The following is a 26,535-nucleotide window of genomic DNA, read 5'->3' on the forward strand; positions in this document are numbered from 1 at the left end:
GTTATTGTTACTCGCTAAGCAGGTGCCCGAGCTTCGCCGCTTTGGTATCCAGATAATGTTCGTTGTTCGGGTTACGGCCCACGATCAGCGGCACACGTTCCACGATGTTGATCCCGGCTTCGGTGAGGATCTCGACTTTACGCGGATTATTAGTCAGCAGACGCACTTCATCCACGCCCAGCAGCTTGAACATATCGGCGCACAGGGTGAAATCACGCTCGTCGGCTGCAAAACCTAACTGGTGGTTGGCTTCTACGGTGTCGTACCCTTGATCCTGCAGGGCATAGGCGCGGATCTTATTCAGCAGGCCGATATTACGACCTTCCTGGCGGTGATACAGCAGGATGCCGCGGCCTTCTTCCGCGATATGCGACAGGGCGGCTTCCAGTTGAAAACCACAATCGCAGCGCAGGCTAAACAGGGCATCACCCGTCAAACACTCGGAATGAACACGAGCAAGTACCGGCGTCTGCCCGGAGGTATCTCCGTACACTAACGCAACGTGATCCTGCCCGGTTGCCAGTTCTTCAAAACCCACCATCAGGAAATCGCCCCATGGGGTTGGCAGATTGGCTTCTGCCACACGTTTAAGCTGCATGTGATTCTCCAGAAAATGCTGACACGCCTTGTGTCTGTTGCCTGTTTGGCTGTCGGTATTGACTTATTTTGCCACAAGCTGCGCGGGTTCACCTAATCACCGCCAGCTTAACGAACGTTAAACGCACAATCCGACATTTTTACGCAGCCGTAATTTTTCGGTTATGATTGTGGGGCTTACCGAAAAAAGGAGATGACATGCTTTCTATTGCCCGCCGTACGGCGGTTGGCGCAGGGATATTACTCATTATGCCTGTGGCTGTATGGATATCAGGCTGGCAGTGGGAGCCTGGCACAAATAGCGCCTGGCTGAAGGCATTGTTCTGGATCACGGAAACGGTCACCCAACCCTGGGGCATTATTACGCATGCGCTCTTGTGCGGTTGGTTTTTATGGTGCCTGCGTTTCCGCCTGCGGCCCGCCATCATGCTCTTTGCCATTCTCGCTGGCGTGATTCTGGTCGGCCAAGGACTCAAATCCTGGGTGAAAGATCGGGTGCAGGAGCCGCGTCCATTTGTCGTCTGGCTGGAAAAAACTCACCATGTGCCGGTCGACGACTTCTACAATTTAAAGCGTAAAGAACGCGGTGAGCTGGTGAAAGAACAGCTTACTGAACAGCAGGCTGTCCCGACATTCTTACGTAAGCACTGGCAAAAAGAGACTGGCTTTGCCTTTCCGTCCGGGCACACGATGTTTGCCGCAAGCTGGGCATTGTTGGGGGTAGGGCTGCTGTGGCCGCGTCGGCGCACATTAACCATCGCGTTTCTGCTGGTGTGGGCGACGGGAGTCATGGGGAGCCGCCTGCTGCTCGGCATGCACTGGCCGCGGGACCTGGTGGTAGCCACTCTGATGTCATGGCTACTCATCACCTGCGCCACCTGGCTTGCTCAGCGCGTCTGCGGCCCACTCACGCCGCCGGTAGAAGAGAAGCGGGAAATAGCCGACAGAGACCAGGAAAGCTGACAGCGGTTGAAATTCTCATATTTAGTCGCACATCTAACCGTGGCGCGATGCTTTTTCCGTTTCGCGCCCGTCCTGAAAATGGTAGTTTATAAGGCTGGCTACGCTATGTTGAACACTCTTTATTCGCTCAAACCACATAACGGGAAGTAATGTGAAATATTTACTCATTTTCTTACTGGTGCTGGCGATTTTTGTCATTTCCGTCACATTGGGTGCGCAAAACGATCAACAGGTAACGTTTAATTATCTGCTGGCGCAAGGCGAATATCGGATTTCCAGCCTGCTTGCGGTACTTTTTGCGGCAGGGTTTGCAATCGGCTGGCTTATTTGCGGCCTGTTCTGGCTAAAAGTGCGAGTATCGCTGGCGCGTGCCGAACGTAAAATTAAACGTCTTGAATACCAAATTGCGCCCCCGACCGACGTTCCGGTAAGTTCAGGTGTGCCGGTAGCGAAGGAATAATCGAAGATGCTGGAGTTGTTATTTCTGCTTTTGCCTGTAGCCGCAGCCTATGGCTGGTATATGGGCCGCAGAAGTGCGCAACAAACAAAACAGGATGAAGCTAACCGCCTTTCACGCGATTATGTCGCCGGGGTTAACTTCCTTCTGAGCAACCAACAGGATAAAGCGGTAGACCTGTTCCTCGAGATGTTGAAAGAGGATACCGGGACCGTTGAGGCCCATCTTACTCTCGGTAATCTGTTCCGCTCCCGCGGCGAAGTTGACCGCGCCATCCGCATCCACCAGACCTTAATGGAAAGCGCCTCTTTAACCTATGAGCAGCGTCTGCTGGCTGTACAGCAACTTGGTCGCGACTACATGGCGGCAGGGTTGTACGATCGCGCCGAAGAGATGTTCAACCAGCTGGTGGACGAAACCGATTTCCGTATCAGCGCCCTGCAACAGCTTCTCCAGATTTATCAGGCTACCAGCGAATGGCAGAAAGCGATCGATGTTGCGGAACGCCTGGTGAAGCTGGGTAAAGACAAACAGCGTGTTGAAATCGCCCATTTCTATTGCGAGCTGGCTCTGCAGCAGATGGGCAATGAAGACATGGATAAAGCCATGGCGCTCCTCAGGAAGGGCGCAGCCGCCGATCGCAGCAGCGCGCGCGTCTCCATCATGATGGGCCGCGTTTACATGGCAAAAGGCGATTATCAGAAGGCGGTAGAGAGTCTGCTGCGGGTGATCGATCAGGATAAAGAGCTGGTCAGCGAAACCCTCGAGATGCTGCAAACCTGCTATCAGCAACTGGGTATGGTTGAAGAGTGGGTAGCCTTCCTGCGCCGCTGCGTGGAAGAGAATACCGGCGCTTATGCGGAGCTAATGCTGGCGGATGTCGTCCAGGATCACGAAGGCACTGACACGGCGCAGGTCTATATTACACGGCAGCTTCAGCGCCATCCCACCATGCGCGTCTTCCATAAGCTGATGGATTATCACCTGAACGATGCGGAGGAGGGGCGCGCTAAAGAGAGCCTGATGGTGCTGCGCGACATGGTTGGCGAACAGATCCGCAGTAAGCCGCGCTATCGCTGCCAGAAGTGTGGTTTCACCGCCTATACGCTCTACTGGCACTGCCCGTCGTGCCGCGCCTGGTCCACCATTAAGCCGATTCGCGGCCTGGATGGGCAGTAATTTTTAAAAAAAAGCTATTTTAGTTACAACATACTTATAGGTGTTTTTCGTTCTGGCCGGTGCGCGCTGTGGCCTGGCAGGAATGGAAATGGAACCTGTTAATTTCAGCGATGCACAGGTAGAATGCACGCCGTTTAACATTCCCGCGCCGATGCGGCGCCCATCGACGAGAAGGTCCGGTCATGACGTCTGTAGCTCCCTCTTCTTCCCGCGTAGTTACTGAATCTCCTGTTGTTGTCGCCCTGGATTATAACAATCGCGATAACGCGCTTGCGTTCGTTGATCGTATTGATCCACGCGACTGCCGCCTGAAAATCGGCAAAGAGATGTTCACGCTGTTTGGTCCGCAAATCGTGCGTGATATGCAGCAGCGCGGCTTTGATGTCTTTCTGGATCTGAAATTCCACGATATTCCTAACACGACGGCCCATGCGGTCGCGGCGGCAGCCGAGCTGGGAGTGTGGATGGTGAACGTTCATGCCTCCGGTGGGGCAAGAATGATGACTGCAGCCCGTGAAGCCTTGCTGCCGTTTGGTAAAGACGCGCCATTACTGATTGCTGTCACCGTGCTGACCAGCATGGAAGCCAGCGACCTGCTGGATCTGGGGGTGACACTGTCACCCGCCGAGCATGCTGAGCGTCTGGCACGCCTGACCTACAACTGCGGACTTGATGGCGTGGTTTGCTCTGCCCAGGAAGCGGTGCGCTTTAAAAACGCTATCGGTCAGGACTTTAAGCTGGTCACGCCAGGTATTCGTCCTCAGGGTAGCGATGCCGGCGATCAGCGCCGCATTATGACCCCGGAGCAGGCGCTGGCGGCGGGCGTGGACTATATGGTTATTGGTCGTCCGGTGACCCAGTCTGCGGATCCGGCGCAAACCCTGAAAGCCATCAACGCATCACTTCACAAGGGGGCGTAATGCGCGATACCAACAGTCGCCTGGTCTATTCGACCGATGCCGGGCGCATTGATGAACCAAAAGCGGTTGCTGAGCGCCCGAAAGGCGACGGCATTGTACGCATTCAACGCCAGACCAGCGGGCGTAAAGGGAAGGGCGTATGCCTGGTGACCGGCATTGATGCCGATGATGCTACCCTCGCATCGATTGCCGCAGAGCTGAAAAAAAAGTGCGGCTGCGGCGGGTCAGTTAAGGATGGCGTAATTGAAATCCAGGGCGATAAGCGGGATCTCATTAAATCCCTGCTGGAAGCGAAAGGAATGAAAGTGAAATTAGCGGGCGGCTGACGCTAAACAATAAAATAAGCCACGGCCGGAGCCGTGGCTTAATATTCTTATATTTTTATAAGACTATAAATAACAATGTCTTATAATTGACTGCGATGGCAATCGGTATTACTTTACTTACTTACCTCGTGACCGATAATCCCACCCACCGCGGCACCACCTAAGGTACCCAGGGCGCTACCATCAGTTAAGACAGAACCACCGATTGCGCCAGCACCAGCACCAATCGCTGTGTTACGACTTTGTTTGCTCATGCCAGAGCATGCGCTCAGTGATAACGCCAGCGTGACAGCCAGCATAGCAGCGGATAATTTTTTGCTGTTAATTGACATAACTCATTCTCCTGAAATAGTGATCCATGGAAATGATTCTGCCTAAATAAGTGTAAAACTATTTAGCCCGTTTTCCATGAAACTGTTCGCGCAGGCGTTACGAAATCACGCAGGTGATAGTTACTTCCTGTTATATCGCTAACATTAATTTTACGTCTTTATCACTGATCCAACAGGTAAATAGTCTTAAAGGATGGTTCAGAATAATCTCAGAGCGAAAGGGCAGTAACACGCCCGACGAACCGGGCGCAGGGAGGGAGATCAGGCAGGTTTTTTAACGATGTCGACGATCAGTCCGTCATGCTGCAATTTCTCACTGTGGACCGCTTTAATGCCCTCGTCGGTAATTACCCGGCTAAAGCGGGAGGCAGGCCCCATAGTGTAGGGATGCACTGCGCCGAACTTGGTGCTGTCGGTCAGCACAATCGTTTCGCCACCTTTCTCAAGCACCGCGTTCACCACATCCGAGCGCATCATGTCACGCCCGGTAAAGCCGGTCTCCGGCTGCCAGCCATCAATGCCGATAAAGGCCTTGCTGAAATGAACCTGTTGAACATACTGGCGCGTAAGCGGACCCACCATGCTTTCGCTTTTTTTCTGATAAATGCCGCCCAACAAAATGACTTCACTGCGCGTCTCTTTCAGAAGATGAGCAATGTAGCTGCTCACCGTCACGATGGTGACTTCCTCTTTCTGCTCGGCCAGGGTACGTGCGAGCAGAGCGTTACAGCTGCCGTTCTCGATAAACACCGTTTCGCCGTTATTCACCAGGGAAGCGGCAAACTCCGCCAACTCACGTTTCAGGGCGTAGTTGTTCATCATGCGCGTTTCGACATCTTCGCTGTCCAGCGGCACGGCATAGCCATGCGCGCGGCGCAGATAACTCATTTTTTCCAGAAGATTGAGGTCCTGGCGGATAGTGACTTCAGACACGCCAGTGCTTTTAGCCAGATCAACGACGCTTACACGTCCTGTGTCGATCACCATCTGTAATATTATTTGTTGTCGGGAATTCATAGTATCCAAATTAAAACGGCGCAGCCGTTAGTTGAAAACTGACATAACTACGTGAGCTGCTGAGGTCTTTAAACTTCCCACGGCGATTGAGGCGGGACTTCATCGGTATCTTTCTGCGCACCCGCCTGAGCCAGTAATTCTGATTTTAATATTTCGAGATTACGCAGAGCAGAGTTCACATCACCTGCAACCAGAATATCCAGTACAGTATCAATACGTTGGGCAACTTTCAGTGCATCGATATCAGACATAACCTCATCCCTAAATGAAAAGTGAATAAATTCAATGATGCAGAAATTGAAGGCAAAAGAGAAGGGAAAAAATGTGCAAACGAAAGTCCATTAATGGTAGTGATATTTTGATACTTCTTTATACAGGGGAGTTAGGTAGTGGATTAGTCTAATTCTGCGCGCAAGGCGCTTTTTTCTATGAGGAATTAGACTATGACAATTATCAATCAGGCTACCTGTAAACTGTTTACTGATTCTGCACGATTCACCCAGCTCGCAGGTTACTACGAAGAGGAAAGACGTACTGTGTGGATGATGCTGCGAGCACAGCCACGCCCTTGCTTCAATCATGCTTTGATTGAGGAGATCATGAACCTGTCCTGGCTGGTCAGGCAGTCCGGGTTTGACGTTGATTTTTGGGTGACCGGATCGCTGGTGCCGGATATGTACAATACCGGCGGTGATTTACGCTTCTTTGTTGACTGCATTGAGAATGGCCGTCGCGAAGCGCTACGGGCGTATGCCCGCGCCTGTGTGGACTGTGTTCATGCTGCGTCGCGAGGCTTCGATACCGGGGCGATCACCCTGTCGATGGTAGAAGGCAGTGCGCTTGGCGGTGGATTCGAAGCCGCGCTGGCGCACCACTTTTTACTGGCGCAGCGGGACGCGCGCTTAGGCTTCCCGGAGATCGCCTTTAATCTTTTCCCAGGCATGGGAGGCTACTCGCTGGTGGCGCGCCGTTCCGGCATGAAACTGGCCGAGGAGCTGATCTACAAAGGGGAGTCACACACGGCGGAATGGTATGAGCAGCAGGGGCTGGTGGATGTTCTGTTCGAACCCGGTCAGGGCTATGTGGCGACACGTACCTTTATCGACACGTTACAGCCTAAAATGAACGGTGTCAGAGCCATGCTGCGCGCCCGTCAGCGGGTCATGCAGTTGCCACGCAGTGAGTTAATGGACATCACGGAAGACTGGGTAGAGGCTGCATTCTGCCTGCAGCCGAAAGACGTGGCCTATATGCAGCGGCTGGTTCAGCTCCAGGACCGCCACACCGCATCAGGCCTGCGTAAAGCCAGCTAACGCGCATTGCGTGACTGATAACGTTTAAACCATCGCTCGAATGCGACAACGGGCATGGGCTTAGCAAAAAGAAAACCCTGTCGTTCGTTGACGCCATTCTTCGTCAGAAAGGCGTCTTCTTTAGCACTCTCTACCCCTTCCGCTATGACCTGCAAATTCAGCGCCTGGGCGACGGCAACAATCGCGCGCACCAGCGACTGCGAAACCGACTGCTTATGAATATCACGTACAAACGCCTGATCGAGCTTTATGGCATCGATGGGGAAGCGGGCCAGTTGCGACAGCGAGGAGTAACCGGTGCCAAAATCATCGAGATGGATCTGCGCCCCCAGCTTGCTGAACTGCTGAATTACCGATAGCGCCAGCTCTTCGTTCTCAATCAGGCAGCTTTCCGTCAGCTCCACATCAATCGGGCAGTACTCAAAATTAAGGTCCTTCAGGGCCTGTTTCAAATCGCTGAAGATGGTCTGATCGGCCAGCGGCGGGCCGAGACGTTAACGGCGACCCGCAGGTTAATACCTTTATCGCGCCATTTAGCGACCTGGCGCACCACATCAAGCATGACCCAGCGGCCCAGCGGCACGATAAGCCCGGACTCTTCGGCATAGGAGATAAATTCGAGCGGCGGGATAAGCCCGCGCTCCGGCGACTGCCAGCGAACCAGCGCTTCAAGGGTCTTGACCTCGCCGCGCCAGGTGATTTTTGGCTGATAGTGGATCACCAACTGGTCGTTATCCAGCGCCTTGCGCAGGTTGGTGTCCAGCCACAGGTATTCAAAAACACGCTGATTCATTTCTGGCGAAAAGACGCAGAACGTACCGCGCCCGTTCTCTTTGGCGGTGTACATGGCGGTATCGGCATTGCGGATCACGCTTTCACGATCGGTCCCGTGCTGCGGGGCGAGAGAAATACCCAGCGAACAGCCGGTATAGACTTCGATTAAACCAATGCGGAAGGGCTGGCGCAGGCGTGTCAGGATCCGCGAGGCCATAGCCTCCAGCGCGCCCTGCGAGGTATTCGTCGCCAGCACGATGAACTCATCGCCGCCCAGACGAGCCAGAAGCTGGCCCTCTTCCAGACAGCTGAGGATCGCCAGCGCCACGGCCTGTAAAAGCTGATCGCCAAACATATGTCCGTAGGCGTCATTAACTTTTTTGAAATTATCGAGGTCAAGGTAGACCACACCCACCTGGCCCTCGCCACGCGTGTCGATCGCAGCACTGATCAGATCGTGTATGGCATTGCGGTTTGGCAGGCCGGTGATGGTATCGGTATTGGCGAGCACCCGGAGTCGCTCCTGGGCGCGGCGCTCTTCAGTAATATCCGTCCCGGAACAGATAAGGAAAATTTCATTTTTGCCGCTGCCACTGTGCACAAATTTATTGCGAAACAAGAACAGGCGCTGCCCTTTGCGCGTTTTGATCCAGCGTTCCACTTCATAGGAGCTACCGTCACGAAAAAAACCGCTGATATTACGGCGGGATGCGGCGGCTTCGCTACGGCTCATGAACAATTTGAAGACGTTCTGGCCGATAACTTCATGCTCTTTCATCCCGGTATACTCTTCGCTCAGACGATTAAAGCGCTGAATATTGCCGTGCCGGTCAAGGATGACAATGACTGAATTGGCTTCGGAAACCACCTGTTCAGCAAAAGATAAACCTTGCGCCAGGTCGCGGGCAACAGAAGGGGTGTCGTGCCAGGCAGAGGCGGTGCCGGCCCACTCTTTTTTAGTAATCTTGCGGCCCACCAGATGCACAGGTACTTCGGAGCCGTACAGGGAGAGCGTCATGGTAATGCTGGAGGTAATCACCGTCATCTGGCGAATATGATTTGCCTGTTCGTCGGTCAGGGCGACTACTTGCGTCGTATCTGCGCTTTCACTGGCCGCAAGATGAAGCGCATTGCTGTCTGCCGTTAACCGCCACCAGGGACTGTGGGTGCCCATGTAACGAAACAGCAAATTTTGCTCCACATCGTCAATCATGCTCTCTCCCAGGCGCACTCAATTGCACACAATGTGCATTTTCAGTCGGTTTAATCACGTTAAAACGGCGCTGATTCAAGGCTAAACTTATTGTTTTTTCCCAGTATTCTTATATTAGAACGAGAATGGCGAAAAAGGATACAGGCGAATGAATATTCTGAGAACACAAAATGGCGTGAACCCGCCCGTCGCAAATAATTGTGATCGCTTTTGGCAAATTTGGCAGGAAAAGATAAGTAAAAGTGATGAGTATCAGGTTTTAGAGGTAATAAAAAAGTCGGACCACCCGGTGGGGTGAGTCCGACTTTTTCGCAGCGAACTATCAGACCGCAGGGCGGGCGATAACGCTGCGTGTTTCCATGCGGACTTCAGCGATAGTAACGTCGATAACCTCGGTCACCTTATAAGCCACTTCGCCTTTAATCTGAACAGTGCCGTTCTCCTGGCTGCAGACCAGTTCATCACGCACGGCGTGCAGGAACGGTGCCGGAATAAATGCCACGGCGCCGTTATCCACCAGACGAACGCGCATGCCGCCACGGCTGATATCGATGATTTCAGCCGCAAAACGGGTGTCAGTCCCGGCTTTGTCTTTCAGGAATCGAGCATACAGCCAGTCACCCACATCGCGCTCCGCCATACGGTTAAGACGACGACGCTCTGCCATCTGCACGGTGGTCTCGTCCTGCGGACGGGCGATGGTTTCACCTTTGATGATAGCCTTAAGCAGGCGGTGGTTGACCATATCGCCATACTTACGGATCGGTGATGTCCAGGTTGCATAAGCTTCCAGACCCAGACCAAAGTGCGGGCCAGGTTCGGTGCTGATCTCCGCGAAAGACTGGAAACGGCGAATGCGGCTGTCGAGGAAGCCAGATGGCTGTGCATCCAGCTCACGACGCAGCTTGCAGAAGCCGTTCAGCGTCAGCACTTCCTGCGGATCGACATGCACGTCGTGGGCCTTCAGCAGGGCAGCCAGCGCTTCGCTGTTTGCCGGATCAAAGCCGGTGTGCACGTTATAAATACCGAAACCTAGCTGGTCGCGCAGCACGCGGGCTGCACAGATGTTGGCCGCAATCATTGACTCTTCGACGATGCGGTTAGCAATGCGACGCGGCTCAGCAACGATATTCAGCACTTCGCCTTTTTCACCGAGGATAAAGCGGTAGTCAGGGCGATCCTTGAACACCAGCGCATGGGTCTTACGCCACTCGCTGCGGCTCAGGCAGACGCGCTGCAACAGACGAATCTGTTCGGCAATGGCGTCGTTGGCAGGCTGCCAGCTACCGCTGTTTTCCAGCCAGTCAGAGACTTCGTCGTACACCAGCTTGGCTTTCGACTCGATGGTTGCGGCAAAGAACTCAATGTTCTCTTCGATAGTGCCATCGCTGGCGATGGTCATACGACAGGCGAGAACCGGACGCACGGCGTTGGCACGCAGGGAGCATAAGTCGTCAGACAGTTCGCGCGGCAGCATCGGGATGTTAAAGCCCGGCAGGTAGTTGGTGAAGGCGCGGATTTTAGCCGCCTCATCCAGCGGGGTGCCTTCCGCAATCCAGGCCGTCGGATCGGCAATCGCCACGGTTAACAGCAGTTTGCCGTCAGCCTGCTCTTCCACATACAGCGCATCGTCCATATCTTCGGTGCTGGCGCTGTCGATGGTGACAAAATTGAGCGCAGTGAGATCGCGACGCGTCAGACCTTCGTCCAGCATCTCCGTCGCCGCGCCTTCAGGCGCTTCTTTTTCCAGGTTATGGCGTGCAAGCGTAACCCACCATGGCACGAAATGATCGTCGCCAAACGTAATAAACTGGGTCAGTTCAGCATAAAAACCGCGGTCGCCCTTCAGAGGGTGACGGCGCATTTCAGCCACGGCCCAGTCACCGTCTTTGAAATCATGCGCGACACCGCGCTCGGCGCGGCAAGGGATGGCGTCTTTCAGCAGGGGATGGTCCGGGATGATGGACAGACGGTCATCTTTACGCAGTACCTTACCGACAAAACGGGTCAGGAAGGGTTCGATCAACTCTTCAGGCTCGGCGGATTCACGATCCTTTTCGCTATGGATCACAGCGGTAATACGATCGCCGTGCATCACTTTCTTCATCTGCGGAGGCGGAATGAAGTAGCTTTTCTGCGCATCGACTTCAAGGAAGCCAAAGCCTTTTTCCGTGGCTTTTACCACCCCTTCAGCACGTGGCGTCTGGGAATGCAGTTGCTGTTTAAGCTGCGCTAGCAGCGGGTTGTCCTGGAGCATAGTGATCTATTTTCGTAGCCATTGAGCGGCTGACAGTTTTACGCGAATCTCACTGCTACAGCAAGCGCTCTTTAGGTAATTAGTATGGTTATTCGCCTCTGCCAATGGCGATCTTCAGACGGTTCAACCAGCCGCAAAAAGCGCTCCAGGTCAGCAGGTTGATAGCCTGAGCCGGGGAAAGCCCCTCATCCGTTAACGGGGTAAATTGCGCAGCGCTGAACTGATCCGGCGAGCGCGCCAGCTGCTCTATCGCGCGTCTCACTGGCTCATCCAGGGCAGGAGATGTCTGTGCGGCATGGATCCCGCTGACCAGAATTTCACCTGTGTAATCGAGGATCGCCGGTTCATGACACAGCACCGGCGTGAGCTGCCGCAACAGCGGCTCAGCCTGCCAGCGCTCAAGCGACGCCAGTTGTTGTGCACTGGCATTGCATTGCTCAACGCCCGGGACAACTGGCTCCCAGGTGTCCATGTTCAGCACATTATCGTCTATCAGAGCGTGCGGCGGGATGTGGTGCCCGGGCAGCCAGCGAACAGGATGCCCAAGAAGGGCCTGGAAGACCGCCACGACCCGCGCCTGAAAGCCAACAAAGCCGATAATCTGATTGATGGTCACAATGTCGTAGACCGTCAGACCCACGTCGTCCAGCTCCTGCTGTGCCTTGCTGTCGATCACATCGGGTGAGCTGGCAAGCTGGCGGGCATACTGGGTGATTTGGGCGAGGCGGCGATTACTTTCACGGGAGGAGTCAGGACCGGGGAGGGGGGCAAGTAGCGCGGCGTAGTGATTACAGAGCCGCTGCACGCCGCACACCTGCGCCACGGTCAGGGCCGTGCTGAACCGGTCATACGCGCTGAACGTGCGCAGGCGATTTACCGGCACGGCACGGGGGAAAAAGAGGTCGCACAGCGCCCTGGCCGGGGTTAACCAGCGCTCATAGGCTGCCAGCAGCGAGGCCGGTAAGGCGAGGTTCAACAAAAAACGATCCGCCACCTGTGCGGCTTCGGGAACCAAAGGCAGGACTTCCGTCGGGCTGCTACTGGACTGGGTCTCGTGATACCAGTGGCCTTTGCCAGAAATACGGCGTTGTTCCATGTGCATTCCTTGATCTCAACATAGCGATCAATATCCTGGCGTAAGGCGGATAAGCGGAAAAATATTGTTAGGTGATAACAAATAGCGGAACGGAATAACGAGGGGAAAAACAGCGGGAGAAACCCGACAGACAGGTGCTGCCGGGCACACCTTCCCGCCGGAGCGGGAAGGGCACGAACTTATTTGATTTCCAGCTCGTTCATTGCAGCGATGTTGAAACCGCCGTCAACGTGAACCACTTCGCCAGAGATGCCAGCAGAGAGGTCAGAGCACAGGAAGGCTGCGGAGTTACCCACGTCTTCGATGGTAACGGTGCGACGGATTGGGGTAACGGCTTCGCAATGCGCCAGCATTTTACGGAAGTCTTTGATGCCGGAAGCGGCGAGAGTACGGATTGGACCCGCAGAGATACCGTTGACGCGCACGCCTTCAGGACCCATAGCGTTCGCCATGTAGCGCACGTTTGCTTCCAGAGAAGCTTTCGCCAGGCCCATCACGTTGTAGTTCGGGATGGCGCGCTCAGCACCCAGGTAGGACAGGGTGAGCAGAGCAGAACCTGGGTTCAGCATGCTGCGGCAGGCTTTCGCCATCGCCACAAAGCTGTAGGAGCTGATGTCGTGGGCAATTTTGAAGCCTTCACGGGTGACCGCGTTCACGTAGTCGCCATCCAGCTGATCGCCTGGTGCGAAACCGATGGAGTGAACGAAACCGTCAAATTTCGGCCAGGTTTTTGCCAGCTCAGCGAACATGCCGTCGATGCTTTCATCTTGCGCAACGTCGCATTCCAGAATGATGCTGGAATCCAGCTGCGCGGCAAACTCTTCTACGCGGCCTTTCAGCTTGTCGTTCTGGTAGGTGAATGCCAGCTCAGCGCCTTCGCGATGCATAGCCTGTGCGATGCCGTATGCGATGGACAGTTTGCTGGCAACGCCAGTCACCAGAATGCGCTTACCGGAAAGAAAACCCATAGCTCTAATCCTTATATTCATTGTTGTGGCGGCTGTCATCTGTTTGGACAACCGTCGTTAAAACGCGGCGATAATAGCATGTGTCGCGTACAGTGTTAATCCGACCACTCCATACGGGGCAGGTCAGCGGTCTTTTCGCCATGCATCGGCGGTTAAGGCTTCGCCAAAATGCCCGGCAATTAAACGTTTTGTCAGGTCGTGAAGCGGCGAGGCCAACACCGATGCGGTACTGCCGCGCTCCACTACCGAGCCTTCATGCATCACCATCACCTGATCGCTGATGTGCTTCATCATCCCCAGATGCTGGGTCACGTAGATATACGAGATACCCTGTTTCTCCTGCAACTCCAGCATCAGATTGATTAACTGTGAACGCATCGACATATCCAGCGAGGCCAGCGCTTCGTCAGCGATGATGACTTTTGGCCGCAGGATCAGCGCGCGGGCAAGGCCGAGACGCTGCTTTTGGCCGGGTGCCAGCATATGCGGATAATAGCTGACATGATCCGGCAGTAGCCCAACCATCCGCAGGGTCTCAATAATCTGCTTACGGCGCGCTTCAAACTCCAGATCGGTATTCAGACGCAGTGGAAAATCGAGGATCTGCGAGATACGCTGGCGCGGGTTCAGCGAGGTCGAGGGATCCTGAAAAATCATGCGGATCCGCTGACTGCGGAACGAGTAATCACCAAATTTCAGCAGATGGTCGTCAATCAGTACATCGCCATCAGAAGGTTCGATCATACCGGCCAGCATTTTTGCCAGCGTTGATTTCCCCGAACCGTTTTCGCCGATGATCGCCAGGGTCTGCTTTTCCCGCAGGGTAAAGCTCAGCGGCTTTACCGCTTCGACGGTCTGGCGGTGGAACAAACCGGTGCGATAGCGAAAGGTCTTACTCAGGTTGCGCACTTCCAACAAGGTTTCGACCATGTCACTCTTTCTCCATGTTCAGCGGGAAATGGCAGGCAAAGAGGTGGTTCCTCGGCCCGGCAAGGCGCGGGGTTTCAATGCATTTACGCTGCGCATAGGGGCAACGCGGCCCCAGACGGCAGCCAATCGGCAGATGCTCAAGAAGCGGGATCGCCCCCGGCAAGGTGTTGAGGCGGCTTTTATGCGGCATGGCGCTGCCAAAATCGGGGATCGCCCGGATCAGCGCTTGGGTGTAGGGGTGATGTGGCATGGTAATCAGATCTTCGCTGCCGGCGGTTTCCACGGTCTGTCCGCAGTACATCACGTCAATTTTATCTGCCCATTTGCTCAGCATCTGCAGGTCATGACTGATCAGCAGAATAGTGGTGTTGTTGTTCTGGTTCAGCCGCGTGAGCAGGCGGAAAATTTGCGCCTGGGTGGTGGGTTCCATCGCATTGGTTGGTTCGTCGGCAATCAGCAGGCGTGGCTGGTTGGCCAGCGCAATGGCGATCATCACTTTCTGACACTCGCCGTCGGTCAGCTCATACGGGAAGCTGCGCATGGCGTCTTTGTGATCCTTAATGCCCACCCGGTGCAATAGCTCGATGGTCCGGCGTTTGCGCCAGCCAAAACGCTGCCACCAGCGGCCTTTATAGGTCCAGCCGGGAATGTTCTGCATCAGCTGCTTACCAACACGTTCGGACGGATCGAGGCAGGACTGCGGCTCCTGAAAAATCATCGACACGTTGTGGCCCACCAGCTTACGTCGCTCGCGGGCGGAGAGGCGCAGCAGGTCAATATCATCAAAACGCATCCGGTCGGCGGTGACGCGCCAGTTATCTTTCGCCACGCCGCATATGGCTTTGGCAATTAAGCTTTTGCCCGAGCCAGATTCGCCCACCAGTCCGCGGATCTCGCCTTCGCTCAGGGTAATGCTGACGCGGTCAACCGCTTTCACCCAGCCTTCGCTGGTTTTTATTTCAATCGTCAGATTACGAATGTCCAGTAATGGCATTATTCCACCCCCGCCACAATGGCGCGACGAATGCCGTCGCCAAGCAGGTTCACCAGTAACACACTTATCATGATCGCCGCGCCCGGCAGCATCACCGTCCACGGCGCCACGTAGATCAATTCCAGCGCGTCGCCCAGCATTGCCCCCCATTCCGGGGAGGGGAGTTGCGCGCCCAGGTCGAGAAAACCGAGCGCAGCGATATCGAGGATCGCCATCGACAGGGCGCGGGTGATCTCGGTCACCATCCCAGAGGCGATATTAGGCAGCACCGCGAACCACAGAATATTTAAGGTAGTGGCGCCATCCAGACGGGCGGCAACCACGTACTCTTTTTCCAGCTCATCGTGAACCAGGCTATAGACCGAGCGCACCATGCGCGGCAGCAGCGCCAGCCACACCGCAAACATAGCGTGGGTCAGGTGCGGGCCGGAGAACGCCACCACGATGATCGCCAGCAGCAGCGACGGAATCGACAGCAGGGTGTCGAGAATGTGGTTTGTCACTGCCGAGCGCAGGCCGTGGGTTGACCCGGCGACAATGCCCAGCACCAGCCCACACAGGGTGGCCGCCAGGGTGACCACAAACGCGCCGCCGACCGTGGGTGCTGCGCCGCTCAGCAGACGACTTAAGACATCGCGCCCGAGATCGTCGGTACCGAGGAAGAACGAGACTTCGCCGTAGCGTGACCAGGAGGGCGGTAACAGCTGATAGCCGAGGAACTGCTGGTCGATACCGTAGGGCGCAAACCAGGATCCCAGGACGCAGAGCAGCGCCAGGCCGCCGCAGCCGTACAGGCCGATCATCGCCGTGGTATCGCCATAAAAGTTACGCCACACGGTGCGCAACGCCCCGGGCGTGCGCTTTTCACTGTATACGCTATCGTAAGGCATACCATTCCTTATGTTTCAGCGGGTTAGCCATAGCGCCCAAAATATCGGATATCACGTTAACAATAATCACCAGCGCGCCAATCACCATCACGCCTGCGGAGATCGCGGCGTAATCCTGCTGGCGGATGGCGTTAATCAGCCAGCGCCCCAGGCCCGGCCAGCTAAAGACCATCTCGGTGATCATCGCCAGGGTCAGCATGGTAGAAAATTGCAGGCCTAGCCGCGGGATCACCGGCGGCAGGGCGTTATGCAGAACATGGCGACGTAAAATCGTCAGCCGCGACAGCCCGCGCGTAGCTGCGGCTTTGACATAGTTCTTATCAAACACCTCGATGGTGCTGATGCGCATCAACCGGATCACCTCGGTGGTCGGCGCAACGGCCAGCGCCAGCACCGGCAGCACCATATGGCGCACGGCGCTGATAATCATCTCATGCCGCCAGACCGAATCTGAGAGCCAGGCGTCAATAATGGCGAAACCGGTCACCGTCTTCACCTCATACAACAGGTCAAAACGCCCGGACACCGGCAGCCAGCCCAGCGTCAGTGAGAAAAAGAGCGTCAATAGCAGCGCCAGCCAGAATACTGGTACCGAAAAGCCGAGCAGGGCTATGGCGCTGATGAATTTATCCTGCCATTTGTTGCGGGTGATCCCGGCGAGCATCCCCACCGGGATGCCTACTACCAGCGCAAAACCGAACGCCAGAATGCACAGCTCCATCGTGGCGGGGAACACCTCTTTCAGCTGTTCAGCGATGGGCTGGCCGTTAATGCTGGAGACGCCAAAGTCAAAGTGCAGCACCCCTTCAAACCAGAACCACCACGCATTCCACAGGGAGGCGCCCTGTAGCGGCGCATGCGGCGTGAAATAGCTCAGACTGAAGCCGACAAAGGTCAGGAAGAAGAGAGTGATGAGCAGCAACAGCAGCCGACGTAAGGTAAAAATAATCACGGTTTTTTCACCTCTTCTTGCTTCTCACGAGAGACACCGGCAAAGGACGCGTTGCCAAACGGGCTAAGCACCAGCCCTTTAATATCGTAACGGTACGCCTGCAGACGCAGAGAGGAGGCCAGCGGCAGCACCGGCAACTCTTGGGCCAGAATCGTTTGTGCCTCATCGTAGGCATCGATGCGCGACGCCAGCTGCTGAGTTGACAGCGCTTTGCGCAGAATGTCATCAAATTCGCGGTGGCACCAGTGGGCATAGTTGGTCTGCGAATCGATCGCTGCACAGCTCAGCAGTGGCCGGAAGAAGCTGTCCGGGTCGTTACTGTCGGTTGCCCAGCCTGCCAGGGTTAAATCATGGTTCATATCCATCAGGCGCGCCTCCTGAAAACGGCCTTCCACCGGAACGATCACCACCGTGACCCCCACCTGAGCGAGGTCGGCTTGCAGCAGCTCAGCGGTCTTAAGCGGGCTGGGGTTCCAGGCTTGAGAACTGGTAGGGACCCACAATTGCAGGGTGAGATTATCCGCCCCTAGCGCTTTAAGCTGTTCGCGGGCTTTATCCGGGTTGTATTCGGTAATTTTAGCCTCGCTATCGTAAGCCCACGAGGCGCGGGGCAGGATTGAGGCGGCCGTTTCTGCTGTACCGTAATAGATGGACTGCATCAAACGCTGGTTATTGATCGCCAGCGCCAGAGCGTGGCGCACTGCCGGGTTATTAAGTGGCGGCTTATTGGTATTAAACGCCAGATAGGCGATGTTCATGCCCGGGCGCAGGGTCAGGCGCAGACGCGGATCGTCACGCAGGATGGTCAGCTGGCTGGCGGCCGGCCAGGCCAGCACATCGCACTCACCGGTGAGCAGCTTCGATAATCGGCCCGTGCCGCCGGAACCTAAATCCACCACGACCTGTGGCATCAGCGGTTTGCCGCGCCAGAATTTGTCATGGCGTTGCAGACGCACATATTGCCCGGCGCGATACTCTGCAACCTGGAACGGACCTGTGCCCACCGGCTGGCGGTCCATCAGCTCCTGTTTATCCTGCAGGGTCAGTTGGGTGGCGTATTCAGCGGACATCACCGAGGCGTAGTGCGTTGCAAGATGCCACAGGAAGGAGGCATCCGGGCGCGCGAGGGTAAACTCCACCGTGCGGTTGTCCAGCTTGCGCACGTTTTTCACCGTATCGGCAAACTGCAGGCTGTCGAAATAGGGGAAGCTGCCGCCGTTAACGTAGTGCCACTCATCGTCGCGGTTAAAAATGCGCTGGAAGGTGAAGACCACATCATCCGCATTGAGTTTACGGGTAGGTTTAAACCATGACGTGGACTGGAAGCTCACATCGTCGCGCAGACGGAAACGGTAGGTGGCGCCGTTGTCTAAGACTTCCCAGCTTTCGGCCAGCTCTGGCACCAGGCGGTACGTATAAGGATCTACATCCAGCAGGCGGTCGTACAGCTGTGCGGCGAGGGTATCAACAATCAGGCCGCTGCTCGCTTTTTGCGGGTTGAAGGTGTTGACCTGCCCACTGACGCAGTAGACAAAGCCGCTGTCGCGAATATCAGCGCCATCCACAGACGTGGGGGCAGCAAAAGCCTGGCTACATAACAGGCCGAGCGCAATCAGGGACGAGAAAACCAGACGCATAATTTTTAAGGTTTTTAGTGACGATCTGCAAAGTGTATCGCACTTACACCTGCTTCGTAAAAATGTCTGCGGATAAGTGCTGATATTGTCAGCGCATTTGATGCTTTTTGAGCAATGCCCTTAGCTGGTGGTAGGTCAGCCCCAGCAGTTCAGCCGCGCGTTTCTGATTGTATTTTGCCTCCCGCAGACTCTGCTCCAGCAGTTGCTTCTCCTGCGCCTGCTGGAACTGGCGTAAATCCAGCGGCAGGACCGGCGACGCCGCGGAATGGGGCTTATCGGCGGGAGAGGGGGTGGAACGACTGAACGGATCGATCACAATCTCATCCAGCTCGGTTTCGCTGCTGCCGTGGCGATAGACGGAACGCTCAACCACATTTTTCAGTTCACGGATATTCCCCGGCCAGCGGTAGTCGAGCAGCGTGTCACGGGCGCGCTGACTGAAGCCGGGAAACAGAGGAAGACCCAGCTCGCGGCACATCTGAATGGCAAACTGCCCGGCCAGGAGCATGATATCGCTGCGGCGCTCGCGCAGCGGTGGCAGATTGACGACATCAAAGGCCAGCCGATCCAGCAGGTCGGCGCGAAACCGCTCCTGCTCGACCATCTCCGGCAGGTTGGCGTTGGTGGCGCAGACCAGACGAACATTGACCTGCAACGGCTGACTGCCGCCCACGCGCTCCAGCTCGCCGTATTCAATCACGCGCAGCAGTTTTTCCTGCACCAGCATCGGGGCGGTGGCCAGCTCATCGAGGAACAGCGTACCGCCATCGGCGCGCTCGAAACGTCCGGGGTGACGACGCTGCGCCCCGGTAAAGGCTCCCGCCTCATGACCGAACAGTTCGGTATCAAGCAGGTTTTCGTTCAGTGCGGCGCAGTTCAGGGAGATAAAGGGGCCATCCCAGCGCCCGGATAAGTAATGCAGACGGTTGGCAATCAGCTCTTTCCCGGTGCCGCGCTCCCCGATGATCAATACCGGTTTATTCAGCGGTGCCAGGCGGGAAACCTGCTCCAGGACTTCAAGAAAGCTGTTCGCTTCCCCTAATAAGGTATCTTTAAATTCAGACATGATGAAATTAACCATTTAGTGGTGTGATTCACTAAGCGAGAGTAGAGTGGAACGGGTGAAAAAGCAATCACCTCTCATAAAATCAATAAGATAAAAAACTGGCACGGGATTTGTATTAGCTATGCAGCAGGGCTTAGCCCGATAACAGAAATGTGAGGATTCAATTATGGGTATTTTTTCTCGTTTTGCAGACATCGTGAACGCCAACATCAACTCGCTGCTGGAAAAAGCGGAAGATCCACAGAAGCTGGTGCGCCTGATGATTCAGGAGATGGAAGATACGCTGGTGGAAGTACGTTCAAACTCCGCCCGTGCGCTGGCAGAGAAGAAGCAACTTTCTCGCCGCATTGAACAAGCGACTGCCCAACAGAGCGAATGGCAGGAAAAAGCCGAACTGGCGCTGCGTAAAGATAAAGACGATCTGGCCCGTTCCGCGCTGATCGAAAAACAGAAGCTGACTGACATCGTCGCGACGCTGGAGCAGGAAGTTACGCTGGTAGATGACACGCTCACCCGCATGAAAAAAGAGATTGCGGAGCTGGAGAACAAACTGAGCGAAACCCGCGCCCGCCAGCAGGCTCTGGCGCTGCGTCACCAGGCAGCCAGCTCTTCACGCGATGTGCGCCGTCAATTGGACAGCGGCAAGATCGATGAAGCCATGGCCCGTTTCGAGTCATTTGAGCGTCGTATCGATCAGATGGAAGCCGAAGCCGAAAGCCACAGCTTTGGCAAACAGAAGACGCTGGATCAGCAGTTTGCCGATCTGAAAGCGGATGATGAAATCAGCGAGCAACTGGCCGCGCTGAAGGCCAGAATGAAACAAGACAATCAATAATAATACCTGCGGCGCCAGCTGGCGCCGCCACTCATCGTAAGACAAGGAGTAGACATGAGCGCGCTTTTTCTTGCCATTCCGCTAACCATTTTTGTGCTGTTTGTACTGCCGATCTGGTTATGGCTGCATTACAGCAACCGTTCTTCCCGGGGCGAGCTGTCGCAAGGCGAACAGCAGCGTCTGGCGCAACTGACCCAGGAGGCGAATAAAATGCGTGAACGTATTCAGGCGCTGGAAGCGATCCTGGATGCGGAACATCCGAACTGGAGGGATCGCTAATGGCCGGACTGAATCTGAATAAAAAATTGTGGCGTATCCCCCAGCAGGGGATGGTACGCGGCGTCTGCGCCGGCCTGGCGCACTACCTCGACGTGCCGGTAAAGCTGGTACGCGTGATGACGGTGCTCTCCATTTTCTTTGGTCTGGCGTTTATTACCCTGGTGGCCTACATCATTTTATCTTTCGTGCTGGACCCTATGCCTGACAGCGCGATGAGCGATGAGAATGCCCCAACCAGCAGTGAACTGCTGGACGCGGTGGATGCCCAACTGTCGGCAGGCGAGCAACGCCTGCGTGAGATGGAGCGGTATGTCACCTCTGACACTTTCTCGCTGCGAAGCCGTTTTCGTCAGCTTTAACTGAGAGAACTCATATGAATCAACGCTGGCAACAGGCCGGACAGCAGGTTAAGCCGGGCCTGAAATTCGCAGGGAAGCTGGTTTTACTGACTGCACTACGTTACGGCCCGGCAGGCGTCGCGGGCTGGGCCATTAAGTCTGTTGCGCGTAAGCCGGTAAGAATGTTTCTGGCTGTGGCGCTGGAGCCCATGCTGAAGAAGCTGGCAAACCGCGTTTCCCGTCGTTACTTCTCCTGATCTCCCTATTACCTGAGCCCTTTCCTTTATATGGAGAGGGCAGGTAGCATTTCTCTGATTTCCTGCTTTCTTTGCGGCAGTTCACAATAATGCGCTGAGCTGCTTTGCGAATCCCTTTTTCTCCTTGCTTGTCCGTTGACAGATATTTTTCATGGGAGTAGATTGCCCTCCGTGGGACCGCTACCATGGAAAACAATGTGAACGCTAAAATTAAGAGTTTAATAAACTTTGTTTACGGAGAGTCTTTTTCTGAGGCGCATTTAAAGATGCTGCTTGAGAAAATTGACAACGCTGGGTCTGTAATTACGGGAAAGCGTAAAGCAGGCTGGGATGAAAAAGATATTGTCCTGATTACTTATGCCGATCAGTTCTCTGCGCCAGGGGAGAAAGCTCTTCCGGTTTTTACCCGATTTTATAATGAGTGGCTCTCTCGCTCATTTTCTCATGTCCATCTTCTGCCTTTTTACCCCTGGTCTTCTGACGATGGTTTTTCCGTCATCGATTATCATGAAGTTGCACCTGAAACGGGTTCGTGGTGTGATGTCGCGGAATTAAAAAAGTCAGCCAGCTTGATGTTTGACTTCGTTTGCAATCATATGTCGGCGAAAAGTAAATGGTTTGAAAATTATATTAACCAGATGCCGGGGTATGAAGATTTCTTTATTTCCGTCGATCCCGAAACCGATTTGTCCGCAGTGACGCGGCCCCGGGCTTTACCCCTTCTGACACCTTTCACGCTCCATGATGGCAGTGTCCGCCATCTCTGGACCACCTTCAGCGAAGACCAGATCGATCTCAATTTCGCCTCTCCTGAAGTGCTGATTGCGATGGTGGATGTGCTGCTGCATTACCTTATGGAAGGGGCTCGTTATATCCGCCTGGATGCCGTCGGCTTTATGTGGAAAATCCCTGGAACAAACTGCATTCATCTTGAACAAACGCATCGCCTTATTCAGCTTTTCCGCGCCATCACGGACAGAGTGGCTCCAGGTACGGTGCTGATTACGGAGACAAACGTTCCGCATAAAGACAACATCTCTTACTTTGGTGATGGTGAAAATGAAGCGCAGATGGTTTATCAGTTCTCTCTGCCTCCGCTTGTGCTGCACGCCGTCCATTGTCAGGATGTCCGGGCGCTCTGTCAGTGGGCGTCATCGCTGAAGCTGCCTTCCATGAAAACCACCTGGTTTAACTTCCTGGCTTCGCATGACGGCATCGGCCTTAATCCTTTACGCGGAATTTTACCGGAGTCGGAAATCCTCTCGCTGGTAGAGAAATTGCAACAAGAAGGGGCGCTGGTTAACTGGAAAAATAATCCTGATGGCACCCGAAGCCCCTATGAAATCAATGTTACCTATCTCGATGCGTTAAGTGCGAAGGAGAGTGAGGATAATGAGCGCATTGCCCGATTTATTCTGGCTCATGCTGTTCTGTTAAGTTTCCCGGGCGTGCCTGCAGTGTATATCCAAAGTATCCTGGGTTCCCGTAACGATTATGACGGGGTAGAGCGGCTGGGGTATAACCGCGCCATTAACCGGAAAAAATACCGCGCCGGGGAAATAGATGCCGAACTTGAGGATAACAAGAGCCTTCGCCATAGCATTTACCATCGACTGACACAATTGATTGCGGTGCGTCGGACAGAAAAAGCCTTCCATCCAGACAGTCAGACGATTTTCGAGACGTCAGGCGCGCATGTTTTCAAAATTATTCGTACTGCGGATAATGGCGAGCGCATTACTGCATTATTTAATTTCAGCAATTACCAGCAAAATATTCATTCAGATATTGAAACCGGAAGGGAGTTAATCGCCGGAGAGGATATTCGTAGTACGACTCTGTCCCTAAATCCATGGCAGGTCATGTGGATTAAAGAAAACTAAAAAGGACCTAAAAAATGAAAATGCCCAGAATTGTGCTGATATCAGCACTGGTTTCGTGCGCCCTGTTATCAGGTTGCAAGGAAGACCAACAGTCTAACGTCACCATTGAGTTTATGCACTCGTCTGTCGAACAGGAGCGACAGGCGGTTATTACAAAACTGATTGAGAAATTCGAGAAAGAGAATCCGACCATCAAGGTGAAACAGGTGCCGGTGGAAGAGGATGCCTATAACACCAAGGTGATTACGCTGGCCCGTACCGGCGCCCTGCCTGAAGTAATCGAAGTCAGCCACGATTACGCCAAAGTCATGGATAAAGAGCAACTGCTGGATCGTGCTGCTATTAGCGAAGCCATTAATGCTGTGGGCGAAAACACCTTCTACGACGGGATCCTGCGCGTCGTTCGCACTGAAGATGGCGAAGCCTGGACGGGTGTGCCGATCAGCGCCTGGCTTTCCGGCGTCTGGTACCACAAGGACGTACTTGCGGCAGCGGGTCTTGAAGAGCCGAAAAACTGGGAACAGCTGCTGAAAACCAGCCAGATGTTGAACAATCCGGCCAGTAAACATTACGGCATTGCCCTGCCTACTGCTGAAAGCGTGATGACTGAGCAAGCGTTCTCGCAGTTTGCTCTGTCGGGTGGTGCAAACGTGTTCAATGCCAAAGGTGATGTCGAAATTAACACGCCGGAAATGGCCAAAGCGCTGGCGTTTTATAAAGAGCTGGCGGCGACCACCATGCCGGGATCGAACGATGTTATGGAGATCAAAGACGCCTTTATGAATGGCTCTGCGCCAATGGCCGTCTACTCCACCTACATCCTGCCGGCTGTCTTCAAAGACGGAAATCCCGCCAATCTGGGATTCGTCGTCCCGACTGAAACCTCCTCTGCGGTCTACGGCATGGTCACTTCGCTGACCATCACTACCGGTCAAACCGAAGAAGAAACCAAAGCGGCAGAGAAATTTGTTACCTGGATGGAACAGGCTCAAACCGCCACCGACTGGGTCATGATGTCCCCGGGCGCGGCATTGCCGGTGAACAAGCTGGTGGTCGGCACCGAAACCTGGAAAAACAACGAGGTGATCAAGGCCTTTGGGCAACTGCCTTATGAGCTGATCGCGCAGTTCCCGAATGTGCAGGTGTTTGGCGCAGTGGGAGATAAAAATTTCACCCGCATGGGCGACGTGACGGGTTCCGGCATCATCAGTTCCATGGTGCATAACGTGACGGTGGGGCAACAGGATCTCAGCGCAACGTTAAGCAATAGCCAGACGCGACTGACTGACCTGATTTCACAACGATAGGAGCGCACTGCGGAAGGGAATTATGAAGACGTTGTTTTCTGGTCGATCAGATATGCCTTTCGCCATGCTGCTGTTGGCCCCCAGCCTGATTTTGCTGGGGGGCCTTGTGGCCTGGCCGATGATTTCCAACATTGAAATCAGTTTTTTACGCTTGCCCTTAAACCCGCGAGTCAGTGCGGTGTTTGTCGGGTTCGATAACTACATCCGTATTTTGAGTGACGCGGCGTTCTGGCATTCGCTGTGGATGACCTTCTGGTATACGGCGCTGGTGGTCATAGGTAGCACCGGGTTAGGGCTGGCCGTTGCCATCTTCTTTAATCGGGAGTTTCGCCTGCGCAAAACGGCGCGTTCTCTGGTGATCCTCTCTTACGTTACACCGTCGATCTCGCTTGTGTTTGCCTGGAAGTACATGTTCAACAATGGCTATGGGATTGTGAACTATCTGGGCGTGGATCTGCTGCATCTGTATGACCAGGCGCCGCTGTGGTTCGACAACCCAGGCAGCAGTTTTGTCCTGGTGGTGCTGTTCGCCATCTGGCGCTACTTCCCGTACGCGTTTATCTCGTTCCTCGCAATATTGCAGACCATTGATAAGTCGCTGTACGAAGCGGCTGAAATGGACGGCGCGAATGCATGGCAGCGTTTTCGCATCGTCACATTGCCCGCGATTATGCCGGTGCTGGCCACGGTTATCACACTGCGAACCATCTGGATGTTCTACATGTTTGCGGATGTGTATCTGCTCACCACCAAGGTCGATATCCTGGGCGTCTATCTCTACAAGACCGCCTTTGCATTCAATGATCTGGGTAAAGCCGCCGCAATTTCTGTCGTGTTGTTCGTGATCATCTTCACCGTCATTCTGCTCACCAGAAAAAGGGTAAACCTCAATGGCAACAAATAAACGCATCCTGGGCCGGATTGGTTTCTACCTGGGGCTGGCGGTATTTCTGATTATCACGCTGTTCCCGTTCTTCGTGATGCTGATGACCTCGTTCAAGAGCGCGAAAGAGGCGATATCGCTCCATCCGACCATTCTGCCGCAGGCGTGGACGCTACAGCATTATGTCGACATCTTTAATCCGCTGATCTTCCCGTTTGTGGATTACTTTCGGAACAGCATGGTGGTGTCGTTAACCTCGTCGGTCATTGCCGTTTTCCTCGGCACGCTGGGCGCTTACGCACTCTCCAAACTGCGTTTTAAAGGGCGCGCGACGATCAACGCGAGCTTTTACACCGTCTACATGTTCTCCGGGATTTTGTTGGTGGTACCGCTGTTCAAAATCATTACCGCATTAGGCATTTATGACACCGAACTGGCGCTCATCATCACCATGGTGACCCAGACCTTACCGACGGCGGTATTTATGCTGCGCAGCTATTTCGACACCATCCCGGACGAAATAGAAGAAGCCGCGATGATGGATGGCCTGAACCGCCTGCAAATCATCTTCCGCATCACAGTGCCGCTGGCGATTTCCGGGCTGGTGTCGGTCTTTGTCTACTGCTTTATGGTGGCGTGGAACGACTATCTGTTTGCCTCCATTTTCCTGTCCAGCGCCAGCAACTTCACCTTGCCTGTCGGGCTGAACACCCTCTTCAGTACGCCGGATTACATCTGGGGTCGCATGATGGCGGCATCGCTGGTGACGGCACTGCCGGTGGTCATCATGTACGCGCTGTCTGAACGTTTTATTAAAAGTGGTTTGACCGCCGGTGGCGTTAAGGGCTAAGGCGGCCGATTTTAACAAGGAG

At 54.5% G+C, this 26,535-nt stretch carries 27 protein-coding genes and 1 pseudogene; 14 read left to right on the forward strand and 14 right to left on the reverse strand.

What is annotated here, in order from left to right:
* Positions 1-7 precede the first annotated feature (7 nt).
* Positions 8-598, reverse strand: a complete 591-nt coding sequence (gene ribA / locus C3F35_RS21825) for a GTP cyclohydrolase II (protein ID WP_032611178.1) — start codon at positions 596-598, stop codon at positions 8-10.
* A 197-nt stretch (positions 599-795) separates the two neighbouring features.
* On the opposite strand from ribA, the gene pgpB reads away from it, so the two are divergent.
* From pgpB to yciH, 5 genes are all read left to right on the forward strand, one after another.
* Positions 796-1,560 (forward strand): phosphatidylglycerophosphatase B, encoded by a 765-nt coding sequence (pgpB, locus tag C3F35_RS21830; RefSeq protein ID WP_032611176.1) that lies wholly within the window; start codon positions 796-798, stop codon positions 1,558-1,560.
* A 151-nt stretch (positions 1,561-1,711) separates the two neighbouring features.
* Positions 1,712-2,020 (forward strand): LapA family protein, encoded by a 309-nt coding sequence (locus tag C3F35_RS21835; RefSeq protein ID WP_032611172.1) that lies wholly within the window; start codon positions 1,712-1,714, stop codon positions 2,018-2,020.
* A 6-nt stretch (positions 2,021-2,026) separates the two neighbouring features.
* Complete coding sequence (gene lapB / locus C3F35_RS21840; protein WP_032611170.1) at positions 2,027-3,196, forward strand: lipopolysaccharide assembly protein LapB; 1,170 nt, start codon at positions 2,027-2,029, stop codon at positions 3,194-3,196.
* A 182-nt stretch (positions 3,197-3,378) separates the two neighbouring features.
* Entirely contained in the window at positions 3,379-4,116 is a 738-nt protein-coding gene (gene pyrF, locus C3F35_RS21845) for an orotidine-5'-phosphate decarboxylase (RefSeq protein WP_103793314.1), read from the forward strand.
* On the forward strand, positions 4,116-4,442 hold the full coding sequence (yciH, locus tag C3F35_RS21850; protein WP_032611165.1) for a stress response translation initiation inhibitor YciH: 327 nt from the start codon (positions 4,116-4,118) through the stop codon (positions 4,440-4,442). Before pyrF ends, yciH begins: the two co-directional genes overlap by 1 nt.
* Before the next feature lie 113 nt (positions 4,443-4,555).
* Here yciH and osmB read toward each other — a convergent pair whose 3' ends face one another.
* The 3 genes from osmB to yciZ all read right to left on the reverse strand — a co-directional run bounded on the left by osmB (position 4,556) and on the right by yciZ (position 6,042).
* Complete coding sequence (gene osmB / locus C3F35_RS21855; RefSeq protein WP_032611163.1) at positions 4,556-4,774, reverse strand: osmotically-inducible lipoprotein OsmB; 219 nt, start codon at positions 4,772-4,774, stop codon at positions 4,556-4,558.
* Between the two features lie 261 nt (positions 4,775-5,035).
* Positions 5,036-5,791: a DNA-binding transcriptional regulator YciT gene (yciT, locus tag C3F35_RS21860; RefSeq protein WP_032611161.1), complete on the reverse strand. Its 756-nt coding sequence runs from the start codon at positions 5,789-5,791 to the stop codon at positions 5,036-5,038.
* Positions 5,792-5,859: 68 nt separating this feature from the next.
* Complete coding sequence (gene yciZ / locus C3F35_RS21865; RefSeq protein WP_032611159.1) at positions 5,860-6,042, reverse strand: protein YciZ/DeoL; 183 nt, start codon at positions 6,040-6,042, stop codon at positions 5,860-5,862.
* Between the two features lie 192 nt (positions 6,043-6,234).
* Here yciZ and C3F35_RS21870 point away from each other — a divergent pair, with 192 nt between their 5' ends.
* Entirely contained in the window at positions 6,235-7,104 is an 870-nt protein-coding gene (locus tag C3F35_RS21870; RefSeq protein ID WP_032611157.1) for a crotonase/enoyl-CoA hydratase family protein, read from the forward strand.
* Here C3F35_RS21870 and pdeR read toward each other — a convergent pair.
* From pdeR to pspF, 10 genes and pseudogenes are all read right to left on the reverse strand, one after another.
* Positions 7,101-9,091: pseudogene (gene pdeR / locus C3F35_RS21875) on the reverse strand (cyclic di-GMP phosphodiesterase). The gene C3F35_RS21870 and the pseudogene pdeR overlap by 4 nt on opposite strands.
* Before the next feature lie 322 nt (positions 9,092-9,413).
* Complete coding sequence (locus C3F35_RS21880; protein ID WP_103793315.1) at positions 9,414-11,348, reverse strand: exoribonuclease II; 1,935 nt, start codon at positions 11,346-11,348, stop codon at positions 9,414-9,416.
* Positions 11,349-11,436: 88 nt separating this feature from the next.
* On the reverse strand, positions 11,437-12,444 hold the full coding sequence (locus C3F35_RS21885) for a CMD domain-containing protein (protein ID WP_103793316.1): 1,008 nt from the start codon (positions 12,442-12,444) through the stop codon (positions 11,437-11,439).
* A 179-nt stretch (positions 12,445-12,623) separates the two neighbouring features.
* Entirely contained in the window at positions 12,624-13,412 is a 789-nt protein-coding gene (gene fabI, locus C3F35_RS21890) for an enoyl-ACP reductase FabI (protein WP_032611146.1), read from the reverse strand.
* A gap of 123 nt (positions 13,413-13,535) precedes the next feature.
* Positions 13,536-14,342: a putrescine export ABC transporter ATP-binding protein SapF gene (sapF, locus tag C3F35_RS21895; protein WP_032611145.1), complete on the reverse strand. Its 807-nt coding sequence runs from the start codon at positions 14,340-14,342 to the stop codon at positions 13,536-13,538.
* Position 14,343: 1 nt separating this feature from the next.
* Positions 14,344-15,336 carry a putrescine export ABC transporter ATP-binding protein SapD gene (gene sapD, locus C3F35_RS21900; protein ID WP_032611144.1) on the reverse strand — a complete coding sequence of 331 codons (993 nt, stop codon included), beginning with the start codon at positions 15,334-15,336 and terminating at the stop codon, positions 14,344-14,346.
* Positions 15,336-16,226 carry a putrescine export ABC transporter permease SapC gene (sapC, locus tag C3F35_RS21905; RefSeq protein ID WP_032611143.1) on the reverse strand — a complete coding sequence of 297 codons (891 nt, stop codon included), beginning with the start codon at positions 16,224-16,226 and terminating at the stop codon, positions 15,336-15,338. The genes sapD and sapC overlap by 1 nt, the downstream gene beginning before the upstream one ends.
* Complete coding sequence (gene sapB, locus C3F35_RS21910) at positions 16,213-17,178, reverse strand: putrescine export ABC transporter permease SapB (protein ID WP_032611142.1); 966 nt, start codon at positions 17,176-17,178, stop codon at positions 16,213-16,215. Before sapB ends, sapC begins: the two co-directional genes overlap by 14 nt.
* The gene (sapA, locus tag C3F35_RS21915; protein WP_103793317.1) at positions 17,175-18,815 is read right to left on the reverse strand and encodes an ABC transporter substrate-binding protein SapA; all 1,641 of its coding nucleotides are present in this window, start codon (positions 18,813-18,815) and stop codon (positions 17,175-17,177) included. The genes sapB and sapA overlap by 4 nt, the downstream gene beginning before the upstream one ends.
* Positions 18,816-18,903: 88 nt before the next feature.
* Entirely contained in the window at positions 18,904-19,896 is a 993-nt protein-coding gene (gene pspF / locus C3F35_RS21920; RefSeq protein ID WP_164529864.1) for a phage shock protein operon transcriptional activator, read from the reverse strand.
* Between the two features lie 151 nt (positions 19,897-20,047).
* On the opposite strand from pspF, the gene pspA reads away from it, so the two are divergent.
* The 8 genes from pspA (at position 20,048) to C3F35_RS21960 (ending at position 26,513) form a co-directional block, all read left to right on the forward strand.
* Positions 20,048-20,716: a phage shock protein PspA gene (gene pspA / locus C3F35_RS21925; protein WP_032611140.1), complete on the forward strand. Its 669-nt coding sequence runs from the start codon at positions 20,048-20,050 to the stop codon at positions 20,714-20,716.
* Positions 20,717-20,770: 54 nt separating this feature from the next.
* Positions 20,771-20,995 carry an envelope stress response membrane protein PspB gene (pspB, locus tag C3F35_RS21930; RefSeq protein ID WP_032611139.1) on the forward strand — a complete coding sequence of 75 codons (225 nt, stop codon included), beginning with the start codon at positions 20,771-20,773 and terminating at the stop codon, positions 20,993-20,995.
* Entirely contained in the window at positions 20,995-21,354 is a 360-nt protein-coding gene (gene pspC, locus C3F35_RS21935) for an envelope stress response membrane protein PspC (RefSeq protein WP_103793319.1), read from the forward strand. The genes pspB and pspC overlap by 1 nt, the downstream gene beginning before the upstream one ends.
* A 14-nt stretch (positions 21,355-21,368) precedes the next feature.
* On the forward strand, positions 21,369-21,590 hold the full coding sequence (gene pspD / locus C3F35_RS21940) for a phage shock protein PspD (RefSeq protein WP_103793320.1): 222 nt from the start codon (positions 21,369-21,371) through the stop codon (positions 21,588-21,590).
* Positions 21,591-21,775: 185 nt separating this feature from the next.
* Positions 21,776-23,473, forward strand: a complete 1,698-nt coding sequence (locus C3F35_RS21945; protein ID WP_103793321.1) for a sugar phosphorylase — start codon at positions 21,776-21,778, stop codon at positions 23,471-23,473.
* Between the two features lie 14 nt (positions 23,474-23,487).
* Entirely contained in the window at positions 23,488-24,780 is a 1,293-nt protein-coding gene (locus C3F35_RS21950; protein WP_032611135.1) for an ABC transporter substrate-binding protein, read from the forward strand.
* Positions 24,781-24,802: 22 nt separating this feature from the next.
* Positions 24,803-25,684 (forward strand): carbohydrate ABC transporter permease, encoded by an 882-nt coding sequence (locus tag C3F35_RS21955; RefSeq protein WP_032611134.1) that lies wholly within the window; start codon positions 24,803-24,805, stop codon positions 25,682-25,684.
* Entirely contained in the window at positions 25,671-26,513 is an 843-nt protein-coding gene (locus tag C3F35_RS21960; protein ID WP_077227342.1) for a carbohydrate ABC transporter permease, read from the forward strand. Before C3F35_RS21955 ends, C3F35_RS21960 begins: the two co-directional genes overlap by 14 nt.
* Positions 26,514-26,535 lie beyond the last annotated feature (22 nt).

Source organism: Leclercia sp. LSNIH3 (assembly GCF_002935105.1).
GTDB lineage: Bacteria > Pseudomonadota > Gammaproteobacteria > Enterobacterales > Enterobacteriaceae > Enterobacter > Enterobacter adecarboxylatus.